The sequence below is a fragment of the Xanthomonas sp. genome (assembly GCF_017163755.1).
In the GTDB taxonomy this organism is placed as follows: domain Bacteria; phylum Pseudomonadota; class Gammaproteobacteria; order Xanthomonadales; family Xanthomonadaceae; genus Xanthomonas_A.
Genome location: NZ_JAFIWC010000027.1, coordinates 57,979 through 70,466, shown reverse-complemented (window position 1 = coordinate 70,466; position 12,488 = coordinate 57,979). Strand labels below are relative to the sequence as shown.

Genomic DNA, 12,488 nt, shown 5'->3' with positions numbered 1-12,488 from the left:
GGGAACAGCCGCGATGCGCATAGCCCCTCTCCCACCGGGAGAGGGGTTGGGGTGAGGGTACGGCGCGAAGCGTCTCGTGGAGTCTGGGGTGCACGAGGCTTCGCCCGTACCCTCATCCGCCCCTGCGGGGCACCTTCTCCCGATGGGAGAAGGGAACAGCCGCGATGCGCATAGCCCCTCTCCCACCGGGAGAGGGGTTGGGGTGAGGGTACGGCGCGAAGCGTCTCGCGGAGTTGGGTGCACGAGGCTTCGCCCGTACCCTCATCCGCCCCTGCGGGGCACCTTCTCCCGATGGGAGAAGGGAGCCGTGCATAGCCCCTCTCTCCTCCGGAGAGGGGTTGGGGTGAGGGTCTGCACGCCAGCCAACACCAAATCCATGCCCCGCATACGTTTCGTGCACTGCGCAATGACACCGGTTTACCATGGGCGTTAGAATGCGCTCACGCGGGCCGCCGTTTGCCCCTGCTTGCCCCGGAGATCCCTATGTCCATGTACTGCAAGACCCACTACGCCACCCATCCCGATGCGATCAAGGGCGCCAGCAACGACGCGCTGCGCGATCTGTACCTGCTCGATGGCCTGTTCGCCGACGATGCGGTCACGCTGAAGTACACCCACTACGAGCGCTTCGTGCTCGGCGGCGCCGCGCCGGTGAGCAAATCCGTGGACCTGCCCAAGCAGACCGAGCCGGCCTCGGCCGCCGGCCATCCGTTCCTGGAACGCCGCGAGCTGGGCATCATCAACGTCGGCGCCGGCAGCGGCACCGTCACCGTCGACGGCACCGCCTATACGCTGGGACCGAAGGACGGCCTGTACGTGGCCATGGGCAGCACCGACGTCAGCTTCGCCTCGGCCGATGCGTCCAACCCGGCCCGGTTCTACCTGGCCTCGACCCCGGCGCACGCGCGGTTCGAGACCAAGCAGCTGTCGATCAAGGACGCGGTGGCGCTGGACCGCGGCGCGCTGGAAACCAGCAACGAGCGCACCATCTACCAGTACATCGTGCCGGCCACCTGCCAGTCCTCGCAGCTGCTGCTGGGCCTGACCGTGCTCAAGCCGGGCAGCGTGTGGAACACCATGCCGCCGCACCTGCACGACCGCCGCAGCGAGGTCTACTTCTACTTCGACCTGGGCGCCAACGACCGCGTCTACCACTTCATGGGCGAGCCCGACGCGCAGCGCCACATCGTGATCCAGAACAACGAGGCGGTGGTGTCGCCGCCGTGGTCGATCCACATGGGCGCCGGCACCAGCAACTACGCCTTCATCTGGGCGATGGGCGGCGAGAACCTGGACTACACCGACATGCACGTGCTGGACATCTGCCAGCTCAAGTAATCCCTTCGCCGCGTCCATCGAGGAACACATGGCCAACAATCCGTTCAGCCTGGAAGGCAAGGTCGCGCTGGTCACCGGCGCCAACACCGGCCTGGGCCAGGGCATCGCCATCGCCCTGGCCGAAGCCGGCGCCGACATTGCCGCCGCCGGCACCTCCGAGCCCACCGAAACGCAGGCGCGGGTCACCGCGCTGGGCCGCCGCTTCGTCGCCATCCAGGCCAACCTGGGCAGCCTGGAGCCGATCGACCGGATCCTGGCGCAGACCCTCGAGGCGCTCGGCGGGCTGCACATCCTGGTCAACAACGCCGGCATGATCCGCCGTGCCGACGCGGTGGACTTCAGCGAGGAAGACTGGGACGCGGTGATGAACGTCAACCTGAAGTCGGCGTTCTTCCTGGCCCAGGCGGCCGGCCGCCACTTCATCGCGCAGGGCCACGGCAAGATCATCAACATCGCCTCGATGCTGTCGTTCCAGGGCGGCATCCGCGTGCCCTCGTACACCGCCAGCAAGTCCGGCATCGCCGGCATCACCCGCCTGCTGGCCAACGAGTGGGCGTCCAAGGGGCTGAACGTCAACGCGATCGCGCCCGGCTACATGGTGTCCAACAACACCGCGCAGCTGCGCGCCGATGCCGAGCGCAACAAGTCGATCCTCGAGCGCATCCCGGCCGCGCGCTGGGGCGAGCCGTCGGACCTGGGCGGCGCGGCGGTGTTCCTGGCCAGCCGCGCCTCGGACTACGTCAATGGCGCGATCATCCCGGTCGATGGCGGTTGGCTGGCGCGGTGAACGGCACGATCGCCGGCGGTGCGGCCGGCCGCTGAGATCCACCTGCTGCGCGAAGGACCGACGTCCCTCGCGCAGCGCTGATGCAGCATCGGCCGGCGCTGTCGGGCGAGTTGCAGCAGATCGCAGGACGCGGCAGCAGGAAACGGCAGGGCGCGGCGCTGCTTGGCCATGGGCGCCTGAGGGCGCCGCGACAAGCACGCGGCACCGGCCTGCAATGTGCGGCCATGGCGCGAGCGATGGCCGCACTCGCCACGGAAGGCGCGCGCCGCGCACTGCCGACCGCGTGGCGGGGATCGGTCCACGCAATGCCGTTCGGTCCTGGAAGCGCCGTGCATGCCGCATCGACGTGCGCCGGCGAACGCAGAACCTGATCGTTGCCTCTTCAGTCGTGCCATTGCCCGGAGACCCGCATGCCCAAGTTCCCGTTGCTCGCATGGCTGCTGCTGACCGCCAGCGTCGCCGCCTATGCCGAACCGCGCCGCGTGTTCATCGCCGGCGACTCCACCGCCGCCGAATACGGTCCCGAGCGCGCGCCGCAGGCCGGCTGGGGCCAGGCCCTGCAGAGCTACCTGGATCCGGCCGCGTGGCAGGTGCGCAACCACGCCAAGGGCGGACGCAGCGCGCGCAGCTTCATCGACGAGGGCCGCCTGGAGGCGATCGCCAGGGAGCTGCGCCGCGGCGACGTGCTGCTGATCCAGTTCGGCCACAACGACGCCAAGTTCGAGGACCCCACCCGCTACGACGACCCGCAGCAGGCCTATCCGCAGTACCTGCTACGCTACGTCGAGGTGGCCCGCGAGCGCGGCGCCACGCCGGTGCTGGTCACCCCGGCGGCGCGGCTGCTGTACGACTTCGGCGCGCTGCTGGACACCCACGGCCTGTACACGCAGGCGATGCAGCGCCTGGCCGCCGAGCGCCAGGTCGCGCTGATCGACCTCAATGCCAGCTCGATGGCCTGGATCCGCGCGCTCGGCGAACAGGGCGCGCGGCCGTACTTCCTGTTCGTGCCCGAGCGGAACAAGGCCGACGGCACCCACTTCAGCGCCGCCGGCGCCACCGCGATGGCGTGCCTGGTCGTGCAGGGCTGGGTACGGCTGCAGCCGGAACTGAAGACCCAGCTGCGCCGCGACATCGACTGCGGCGGCCAGCCCGACGGGCGGCCGGCGCCGGCGCGGCAGGACCCGGCCGCCGCCTCGCAGGTGATCCACGAGCGCGACATCCCGCGCGAGCAGCCCGGCCCGCACGGCGGCGCCGGCCCGACCACGGCGTACTCGTTCTTCGCCGACCAGCCCGGGCTGTCGTTCGTGCTGCGCAAGCGCGTGCTGCACAAGGGCGCCGGCATCGGCCTGCACCTGCACCACAAGGACGAGATCTACTACATCGTCAGCGGCCGCGGCCTGTACGCGCTGGACGGCAAGCAGTACGAGGTCGGCCCCGGCCATGCGCTGCTCACCCGTGCGGGCAGCACGCATGCGCTGCAGCAGGTGGGCGAGGACGACCTGGTGGTGATGCTGGCGTATCCGGCCGCACCGCGACCCTGATTCACGCGCACGGCGCGCCACGCTCGGCGCCATCACCGGTCTCGTCGCGCCAGCCGCCGCTCCGGTCGCCGGACGGCCCGCTTCGTCGCGGCATGGTGGCGCGGCGGCAATGCGCGTCATAGCATCGGGTCCGGCGCCACATCCCGTTGGCGGAAGGATCCGGAAAATGCATAGGGCAAGGAATGGAGTGACGGTGGTAGCGATGGCGCTCGGCCTGCTGTGCGGCCAAGCCGCGGCCGGCGAGCAGGACGTGGCGCCGATGGCCGCCGCGGAGCTGGACCGGGTGATCGAACAGCGCATGCGCGAAGGCGGGATGGTCGGCGTCGGCGCGGCGATCATCGTCGACAAGCGGCTGGTGTGGACGAAGGGCTACGGCTTCGCCGACCGCGAGCGCGCGATCGCGTTCACCCCGGACACGGTCATGAACATCGGCTCGATCAGCAAGACCGTCACCGGCGCGGCGCTGATGCGCGCGGTGCAGGAGGGCAAGCTGTCGCTGGATGCGGACATCAACGCCTACCTGCCGTTCAAGGTGGTCAATCCGGCGTTCCCCGACGTGCCGATCACGCTGCGGCAGTTGGCCACGCACACCTCCTCGATCGCCGACCGCTGGTCGGTCTACGAGCGCACCTACCACTACGGCGGCGATTCGCCGGAGCCGCTGGCGAGCTTCCTCGCCGACTACTTCACCCCGGGCGGATCGCGCTATGCGCAGGAGAACTTCCTCCAGGCCAGGCCGGGCACGCACCGCGAGTACTCCAACATCGGCGCCGGACTGGCCGGCTACATCGTCGAGCGCGCGGTCGGCGAACGGCTCGACGTCTACACCCGGCAACGCATCTTCGTGCCGCTGGGCATGCGCAACACGGCCTGGTTCCTGTCCGACGTGCCGGCACCGCGCCACGCACGGCTGTACGTCGCGCAGAACGGGCTGTCGATCCCGATCCCGCTGTACGGGGGCACCACCTATCCCGATGGCGGCGTGCGCACTTCGGTGGCCGACCTGTCGCGGTTCTTCCTCGCCCTGCTCAACGACGGGGCGTACGACGGGGCGCGGATCCTGGACCGGCGCTCGGCCCAGGAGATGCTGCGCTTCCAGTACACCGCCACGGACAAGCCGGACAACGTGGACCTGGCGCAAAAGAACTCCGGGATCTTCTGGTCGACGAAATACGACGTGACCCGGATCGGCCATGGCGGCTCCGACCCGGGCGTGAAGACGGAGATGCTGAGCGACCTGGACAAGGAGATCGGCGTGATCTTCTTCACCAACACCTCGCTGGGCGAAGAACAGTTCCGGGAATACGAGGGCATCCTCGACGCGCTGTGGCGACGCGCCCGCACGCTGAAGCAGGAGCGCTCGACGACGCACCACTAGCGCTTTCGGCCTGGGCTTGCGGTCGGCGAAGCGGTGCGGGGCGTCGTCGAGTGCCTCGCGACAGATGCGCGGGGGCGATGCTGATGCATGAGCTTGCTATGGAATGCCCGGTCGCGGCAGACGGTAACGCCGCGATCGAATGCGCTCCGAAACGATGCGGCGGAATCGGAAGAAGCAGGGCGCGTTCCGGCAGCGCGTGCAGCCATGTTTGGCGACCGGCGGATCGCCATGGCTTCCGCGATGCCGCGCTCGGCCGGCCCGCCGCACGTGCGGCAGGCCGCAGCACGCGCTCAACCGCGATGGATCGACACGCCCCCGTCCACCAGCATCGCCGAGCCGGTGACGAACGAGGCCGCCTCCGAGGCCAGGAACAGCGCCGCGCGCGCCACTTCCTCCGGCGCGGCCAGGCGCTTGAGCGCGTGCAGCTTCGCCGTCTGCGCCAGCGCCTCCGGCGTGGTCTGCATCGTGCGTCCCATCGGCGTGTCGGTGCCGCCCGGCAGCAGCGCGTTGACGCGGATGGCATAGGCGCCGAACTCGCTGGCCAGGGTCTGGGTCAGGCCGATCAGGCCGGACTTGCTCGCCGCGTACGCCGCGGTGCCGGCGAAGCCGACGGTATGGCCGACGAAGGTCGAGGTGAAGATCAGCGAGCCGCCGCCGCGTGCGCGCATCGCCGGCAACTGGTGCTTGGCGCCGAAGAAGGCGCTGTCCAGGTTGGTGGCCAGCGCATCGCGCCAGCCGGCGGCCGACACCTCGGGCGTGGGCCCCATCTCGCCCAGCGTGCCGGCATTGTTGAAGGCGATGTCCAGGCCGCCGAAGTGCTCGCAGGCCGCATCCACCAGCGCGCGCGCATAGTCTTCCTCGCGCACGTCGCCGGGCACCGCGAGCGCGCGTCCGCCGGATTCGCCGATCTCCCCGGCGAGCCGTTGCAGCGCCTCGCCGCGCCGGGCGCCGAGCACCACCGCCGCGCCGTGCTGCGCGAACAGCCGTGCCGCCGCGCGGCCGATGCCCGAGCTGGCGCCGGTCACGATCGCCACCTTGTTCCTGAGTTCCGCCATGGTTTGCTCCTGTGTCGTTGGGACACGGAGCATGCGGCGGCAAGGATGCCGGCGCTGGCCGGATCCGGACGCGGCTGCCTTCGCGTGGTGGGGACGGTGGCGTAATGCATCCTCGGCGAGCCAGCGAGGTCGCTGCGCGTTTATCGGCACGTGGCAGAGCGTTGGATGCCGCGCGGCAGGACCGGCGTGCCTGCTGCGCTCGAACGGCGCGCGTTGCGTACGCCGATGCGCTTACACGTCGCCGTCGCTGGCCCAGCCCTCGCCATTGCCGCGCTGGAATACCCGGTCCTGCGGCTGCACCTCGCCGGCCGCGAGGGTGGGCTGGTGCGCCAGCGCGGCGTAGATCGGGGTGAAGTCCGGCGCGGTGGCCTGCATCAGCTGTTCGAAGCTGTCGATGACGAAGTAGGTCTTCTGGAAGGTGTCGATGCGGTAGCGGGTGCGCATGATCCGCGCCAGGTCGAAGCCGACGCGGTTGGGCGCGGCCGATTCCAGCGAATGCAGCGATTCGCCCTTCGACGAGACGATGCCGGCGCCGTAGATGCGCAGGCCCTCGGGCGTGTCGATCAGGCCGAACTCCACCGTGTACCAGTACAGGCGGGTGAGGTTCTGCAGCGCGTCCGCGCCGATGCCGTGCGCCTTCACCCCGCCGCGCCCGTAGGCTTCCATGTAGTCGGCGAACACCGGGTTCATCAGCAGCGGCACGTGGCCGAACAGGTCGTGGAACAGGTCCGGCTCGGCGATGTAGTCGATCTGCTCCGGGCGGCGGATCCACCAGGTCACCGGGAAGCGGCGGTGGGCCAGGTGGTCGAAGAAGTCCAGTTCCGGCAGCAGGCCTTCCACGCCGACCAGGGTCCAGCCGGTGGCCGCGCCCAGCACCTCGTTGAGCTGGTCGAAGCGCGGGATCGCGTGCGGGCTCATGCCCATCTCGTCCTGCGCCTGCAGGAACTCGGTGCAGGCGCGGCCGACCAGCAGTTCGCGCTGGCGCTGGTACAGCGTGCCCCAGGTGGCGTGGTCGTCGGCGCCGTAGCTGTCCCACGGCTGCTCGATCACGGCGGTGGTGTAGACCGGCACGTGGCCTTTGTCGGTCTGCTGGTGTTCGACGCGGCGGGGCGTGGTGTCCATGTCCGCAGTTCCAGTGAGGGATGCGACGATGGTAGGCGGGCCACCGCGCAATGAGCTTGCGAAGTTGCGCCGTTTCGCAGTCATGGCGCAAGATTGTTGCGCCGAACCGATGTTGCAGAGCAATAAATGCCCGACCCGACTACCCTGGACCGCACCGACCTGCGCCTGCTCGCGCTGCTGCAGCGGCAAGGGCGCGCCAGCAATGCCGAACTGGCCGCGCAGGTGAACCTGTCGCCGTCGGCCTGTCTGCGCCGGGTGCAGCGGCTGGAGGCCGACGGCGTGGTGGCCGGCTACGCGGCGCGGCTGGTGCCCGGCGCGATCGGCCTGGGCCTGCAGGCCTTCGTGCGGGTGCAACTGGAGAAGCACGGCGCCAGCGGCATCGGCCATTTCGCCGACAGCGTGCAGAGCTGGGACGAGGTGGTCGCCTGCCACGCGCTGACCGGCGACATGGACTACCTGCTGCACGTCTATGTGCGCGACCTGGCGCACTTCTCCGCGTTCCTGCTGGACAAGCTGCTCAACGCCACCGGCGTGGCCGACGTCAATTCAAGCTTTGTGCTGCGCACGGTCAAGGACTTCGCCGGGCTGCCGCTGCCGCGCGGCTGAGCGCGGCCGGATCGACGGCTGCGCGCTTGTGTCGCAGGCGGCGCGGCTTGTTAAGTTGTTGCTAATAATTTACATTTGCACTTAGCGACGAGCGCCACCGGTCGCTTCCACTCGCTCCACGCCAGCCCTGTCGTCCGGGCCAGCCCCGCTGTTGCCGAGATCCGGAAGGCCGCCCTGTGCCGTCCTCCGTCCCCCTGCCCGTTTCCCGCGTCCGTCAGCCCCGGCTGATGGCGCCTTCGACCGACACGCATCCATGACCACCGCCGCGCCCCGCCACCTGCTGCATCTCGCCCTGCTGTCCGCCCTTTGCTGCGCCACGACCGCCGCCGCCGCCGAATCCGCCGCCGACGCGGGCCAGGCCACCACCCTGGACCGCGTCCAGGTCAGCGCCAACGGCACGCGGGCGGAGCCGTCGACCACCACGCGCCTGCCGCTGACGCTGCGCGAGACCCCGCAGTCGGTCAGCGTCGTCAGCCTGCAGCGCCTGGAAGAGGAATCGCTGTTCAGCATCGACGACGTGATGCGCAACGTCACCGGCGTCAACGTGTCCTTCTACGACACGCAGCGCCCGCTGTACTTCGCGCGCGGTTTCCAGATCACCGACTTCCAGGTCGACAGCCTGCCGACCTACAGCGGCTCGACCAACCAGGAATACGACATGGTCTTCTACGACCGCGTCGAGGTGATCCGCGGCGCCAACGGCCTGCTCAGCGGCGCGGGCATCCCGTCGGCCACGGTCAACCTGCTGCGCAAGCGCCCCGGCACCGCGTTCGATGCGTCGTTCTCGGCCACCGCCGGTACCTGGGACTTCCGCCGCATGCAGGCCGACGTCAGCGCGCCGCTCACCGCCGATGGCCGCTTCCGCAGCCGCTTCGTCGCCGCCTGGCAGGACAAGGACTACTACTACGACCGCTACCACGACCAGAAGATGTCCGGCATGGGCGTGCTCGAGGGCGATCTGACCGACAGCGCCACCCTCACCGTCGGCTACCAGACCCAGGACAACGCGCCGGTCGGCTCGACCTGGGGCACGGTGCCGTTCTTCGCCGCCGACGGCTCCTTCGCCCGCCTGCCGCGCTCGACCAACATGGCGCCGAAGTGGACGCGCTGGCAGCGCCATACCCGCACCGCCTTCGCCAACCTGGAACAGCGCTTCGGCGAGGACTGGCTGCTGAAGGTCAACTACGCGCACACCCAGGGCGACGTGCAGAGCCTGCGCGTCTACGGCACCGGCTACCCGGCCGCCGACGGCAGCGGCCTCTACCTGCGCACCAGCGCCGGCGAGACCGACGACACCCGCGACGGCGTGGACGTGTACCTGTCCGGCTCGTTCCCGCTGTTCGGCCAGGACCACGACGTGGTGATCGGCGGCAGTTGGCAGGACCTGCAGTCGACCACGGCGACGGTGGCGCTGCGCTACCCCGGCGACTGGGCGACCTGCGGGCGCGAGCGCTGCTACTACATTCCCGATATCCGTTCCTGGGACGGCGACATTTCCGAAGTGACCTACGCGCGCACTGGCGCCTCGCGCGTGGCGCGCACCACGCAGCGCGGCGTGTACGCCTCGACCCGGCTGCACCTGGCCGAGCCGCTGTCGCTGATCGCCGGCGCGCGGGTGAGCTCGTGGGAGACGCGCACGCAGAACTTCGGCGTCACCGGCGCCTACACCGGCACCACCGGCCGCTACGAGGTGACCGACGAGGTGACCCCCTACGTGGGCCTGGTCTACGACCTGACGCCCGACGTCTCGGTCTACGCCAGCTACACGGAAATCTTCAATCCGCAGAACTACAAGGACAAGGACAACAACCTGCTGGCGCCGGTGGAAGGCTCCAATCTGGAAGCCGGGATCAAGGCGCAGCTGTTCGGCGGACGCGCGCTGGCCACCGCCGCGGCGTTCGAGGCCAAGCAGGACAATTACGCGGTGCGCGACATGACCCAGCCCGAGGCGTCGCTGCCGGACGGCAGCTCGGCCTACATCGGCATCGACGGCACCAAGAGCCGCGGCTGGGAAGTGGACTTCAACGGCGAGATCCTGCCCGGCTGGACCGTCAACGCCGGCTACACCCACGCCAAGGTCACCCGCGCCCCGACCGACGCCATCTACGCCAACCTGCCGGAGGACTACCTGCAGCTGTCCACCCAGGTGCGCCTGCGCGGCGCATGGGAGCGGCTGAGCCTGGGCGGCGGCGTCAGCTGGCAGAGCCAGACCAAGGGCTTCAACATCCAGCGCCCGCTCGGCGACGGCACCGCGGCGACCGTGCCGGTCACCGTGGTCCAGGACGCCTATGCGCTGCTGCATCTCAACGCCAACTACCGCATCGGCGAGCAGTGGACGGCGACGCTGAGCGTGCGCAACGCCCTGGACAAGACCTACTGGGCCAATCTGGACTACCAGAACTATGGCGAACCGCGCTTCGTCAGCTTCAGCCTGCGCTGGCGCTATTGACGCCTCCGACGCATAGGGCGCGTGGGGTGTTGTAGCCCCACGGGGTCCAGTGTCAGTGTCAGGCGTCCGCCGGCTCGCTGGCTGCGGTCTGTGGCGACTGGAGTCGCTTCCGCAACGGCTGCGTCGGCGGTGCCGCTTCCGGTAAACGTTGCGCGTGGTTGGCCGCGATGGGCGATTGGCGTGTGCCCGGCCGATCGATGAGCCTGCGTCTTCGGCGGGGTTCTTGTGCACAGAAGTCGCTGGCAGGCGGTCGCGGCTGAAGCCGCTCCTACAGGGCGCGCGCTGGCTTCGCGACGCCATTGTGGGAGGGGCTTCAGCCCCGACGACGTACACGTTGGCCGGCTAGCGGTTTTGCCCGCGTCGATCTGTCGCGGCTGAAGTCGCCCTTGCAGTCGGCCACGTTGGAGAGGCCGCTTCCCAATGCGCTGCGCCGGATCGGCATCGGGTTGTCGCGACCGATGAAGCCAGCGCCTCCGCCGCCGCCGCCGCCGCCGCGGCAGACTGCGCTGCAGCGCCAAGCGGCGTGCGCGCAGGTCGGCGCTGATAGCGCAGTGAAAGTGGCGTTGACCACCGCGCCTCGCGCCGCCTCGTCCGTTGCGGCGATATCTGCGCAACGGCCGACATTCGCTAACCTTGCGCTATCCCGCTATCCCGCTATCCCGCTATCCCGCTATCGCTGGCAGGGATCGTCGCGGCCCAGCAGGCGGCCGATGCGCGAACGCGGTTCGCACGGCGGCGGCGGCGGTTGCGCGGCCTTGGCCGCGGCGGCGGCGGCGGCCGCGCGCTGTTGCTGCAGCTGCGCCAGCTTGGCCTTGATCTGCGGCATCGCCGCCAGCGCCGCCTTCTCGCCTTCCAGGATCGCCGCGCTGCGCTGGGCGAAATCGGCCGGGCCGATGTCGTTGACCTTGGGCCGGATCACGATGTCCGCGCGCGACAGTTCCTGCTGGCCCAGGCGCTGGCCCATGATCGAGATCGACTGGTTGACGATGCCCAGCATACCCACCGGGGACTTGCCGCTGGCCTTGCTGGAGATGTCGACCGCCACCACGAAGTCGGCGCCGAGCTGGCGCGCCGCGTCCACCGGCACCGGACTCACCACGCCGCCGTCGACGTAGTGGTACTTGCCGATCGTCACCGGCTCGAACACGCCGGGGATGCTGCTGGAGGCGCGTACCGCCTGGCCGGCGTTGCCGCGCACGAACACGGTGCGCTCGCCGTCTTCCAGGCGCGTGGCCACGGCCGCGAACGGCTTGCCCAGCTTCTCGATCGGGCGGCTGTTGAGCTGGCGGTTGACGTAGTCCTGCAGCGCCTGGCCCTGCACCAGCCCGCCGGAGAACAGGCGCATGTCGCGGATGCTGGCTTCGTCCAGCGCCACCGCGGTCTGCTGCATCTGGAACGCGTCCATGCCGCTGGCGTACAGCGCGCCGACCACGCTGCCGGCACTGGTGCCGGACACCACCACCGGCTCCAGGCCGTTGGCCTGCAGCATCTTGATCACGCCGATATGGGCGAAGCCCTTGGCCGCGCCGCCGCCCAGCGCGATGCCGATGCGCACCGGCTTGGCCGCCGCGGCCGGTGCCGGCCCCACGACCACCGGCGCCGGCGGTGCGGGCTTGGGGTCGCCGCCGCAGCCCGCGAGCAGGCCGAACAGGGACAGGGACAGGAGCAGGCGCGGGGAACGGAAGGCGGTCATGGAGGCGGTGTCGTGGAAGGAGGGGCGGAGCCGGCGCGAGCATACCGGGATCGGCCTGCACCGCCCACGACCGGAGGTCATGCCATTGGCGTGCCCCGGCGGGTCGCATCGGGGCGGATGAAATGCGATGCCCGTGGAGTGGAACGCGACCACGCAGCCGGTGTCCACGTCCAGGCGTTCGCCGGCGGCCAGTCCGCGCCCGATCCACGCAGCCGCCGGCATGCACGAACACCTAGCCGTCGCCTTCCAGCTTCTGCATGAAGCCTTCGCCGCCGAACAGGCTGCGCGGCAAGTGGATGCCCTCGGCACGCCGCGCGCGCCGCCAGGAAGCTCTTCTTCTGGCAGCTCAGGCGGCCCGTGCTGGTCCGGCTTCACCGCCAACGGCATGCCCGAACAGGGCGCGGCAAAGACGACCTGGGCTTGCCGTGGCCGTTGTGGGTGAGTGACATCCATACGCGTTCAGCCGCAGCCGACCGCAACGCCGCACGCTGCAGTGTCTTCAGGGGCCGCTCGCGGAGA

Annotated in this window: 10 protein-coding genes; 7 read left to right on the top strand and 3 right to left on the bottom strand. The window is 69.9% G+C overall.

Annotated elements, in window-relative coordinates; all coding sequences use genetic code 11:
• Positions 1–483: 483 nt before the first annotated feature.
• The 4 genes from kduI to JR065_RS17180 all read left to right on the top strand — a co-directional run bounded on the left by kduI (position 484) and on the right by JR065_RS17180 (position 5,044).
• Positions 484–1,338, top strand: a complete 855-nt coding sequence (gene kduI, locus JR065_RS17195; RefSeq protein ID WP_206235551.1) for a 5-dehydro-4-deoxy-D-glucuronate isomerase — start codon at positions 484–486, stop codon at positions 1,336–1,338.
• 28 nt (positions 1,339–1,366) lie between these two features.
• Positions 1,367–2,125: a 2-dehydro-3-deoxy-D-gluconate 5-dehydrogenase KduD gene (kduD, locus tag JR065_RS17190; protein ID WP_206235550.1), complete on the top strand. Its 759-nt coding sequence runs from the start codon at positions 1,367–1,369 to the stop codon at positions 2,123–2,125.
• A gap of 410 nt (positions 2,126–2,535) precedes the next feature.
• Positions 2,536–3,666: a GDSL-type esterase/lipase family protein gene (locus JR065_RS17185; protein WP_206235549.1), complete on the top strand. Its 1,131-nt coding sequence runs from the start codon at positions 2,536–2,538 to the stop codon at positions 3,664–3,666.
• Positions 3,667–3,853: 187 nt separating this feature from the next.
• Positions 3,854–5,044 (top strand): serine hydrolase domain-containing protein, encoded by a 1,191-nt coding sequence (locus tag JR065_RS17180; protein ID WP_343237292.1) that lies wholly within the window; start codon positions 3,854–3,856, stop codon positions 5,042–5,044.
• Positions 5,045–5,334: 290 nt separating this feature from the next.
• On the opposite strand, the gene JR065_RS17175 is transcribed toward JR065_RS17180, so the two are convergent.
• Together JR065_RS17175 and phhA are read right to left on the bottom strand one after the other, a co-directional pair.
• A complete protein-coding gene (locus JR065_RS17175) occupies positions 5,335–6,099 on the bottom strand; it encodes an SDR family oxidoreductase (protein ID WP_206235548.1) in 765 nt (254 codons plus the stop codon).
• A gap of 231 nt (positions 6,100–6,330) precedes the next feature.
• A complete protein-coding gene (phhA, locus tag JR065_RS17170) occupies positions 6,331–7,221 on the bottom strand; it encodes a phenylalanine 4-monooxygenase (protein WP_206235547.1) in 891 nt (296 codons plus the stop codon).
• Positions 7,222–7,347: 126 nt separating this feature from the next.
• Between phhA and JR065_RS17165 the strand changes: the two genes are divergently transcribed.
• Together JR065_RS17165 and JR065_RS17160 are read left to right on the top strand one after the other, a co-directional pair.
• A complete protein-coding gene (locus JR065_RS17165; RefSeq protein WP_206235546.1) occupies positions 7,348–7,827 on the top strand; it encodes an Lrp/AsnC family transcriptional regulator in 480 nt (159 codons plus the stop codon).
• 253 nt (positions 7,828–8,080) lie between these two features.
• Positions 8,081–10,276, top strand: coding sequence for a TonB-dependent siderophore receptor (locus JR065_RS17160; protein ID WP_206235545.1), 2,196 nt, complete (start codon positions 8,081–8,083; stop codon positions 10,274–10,276).
• Between the two features lie 670 nt (positions 10,277–10,946).
• Here JR065_RS17160 and JR065_RS17155 read toward each other — a convergent pair.
• Positions 10,947–11,969 carry a patatin-like phospholipase family protein gene (locus JR065_RS17155; protein WP_206235544.1) on the bottom strand — a complete coding sequence of 341 codons (1,023 nt, stop codon included), beginning with the start codon at positions 11,967–11,969 and terminating at the stop codon, positions 10,947–10,949.
• A gap of 220 nt (positions 11,970–12,189) precedes the next feature.
• On the opposite strand from JR065_RS17155, the gene JR065_RS17150 reads away from it, so the two are divergent.
• On the top strand, positions 12,190–12,411 hold the full coding sequence (locus JR065_RS17150; RefSeq protein ID WP_206235543.1) for a hypothetical protein: 222 nt from the start codon (positions 12,190–12,192) through the stop codon (positions 12,409–12,411).
• The last annotated feature ends 77 nt before the right edge of the window (positions 12,412–12,488 follow it).

Excerpts from the sequence above, each read along its gene's own strand:
- kduI (WP_206235551.1), top strand. The coding sequence starts at position 484 with ATGTCCATGTACTGCAAGACCCACTACGCCACCCATCCCGATGCGATC.
- kduD (WP_206235550.1), top strand. The coding sequence starts at position 1,367 with ATGGCCAACAATCCGTTCAGCCTGGAAGGCAAGGTCGCGCTGGTCACC.
- JR065_RS17185 (WP_206235549.1), top strand. The coding sequence starts at position 2,536 with ATGCCCAAGTTCCCGTTGCTCGCATGGCTGCTGCTGACCGCCAGCGTC.
- JR065_RS17175 (WP_206235548.1), bottom strand. The coding sequence starts at position 6,099 with ATGGCGGAACTCAGGAACAAGGTGGCGATCGTGACCGGCGCCAGCTCG.
- phhA (WP_206235547.1), bottom strand. The coding sequence starts at position 7,221 with ATGGACACCACGCCCCGCCGCGTCGAACACCAGCAGACCGACAAAGGC.
- JR065_RS17165 (WP_206235546.1), top strand. The coding sequence starts at position 7,348 with ATGCCCGACCCGACTACCCTGGACCGCACCGACCTGCGCCTGCTCGCG.
- JR065_RS17160 (WP_206235545.1), top strand. The coding sequence starts at position 8,081 with ATGACCACCGCCGCGCCCCGCCACCTGCTGCATCTCGCCCTGCTGTCC.
- JR065_RS17155 (WP_206235544.1), bottom strand. The coding sequence starts at position 11,969 with ATGACCGCCTTCCGTTCCCCGCGCCTGCTCCTGTCCCTGTCCCTGTTC.
- JR065_RS17150 (WP_206235543.1), top strand. The coding sequence starts at position 12,190 with ATGCACGAACACCTAGCCGTCGCCTTCCAGCTTCTGCATGAAGCCTTC.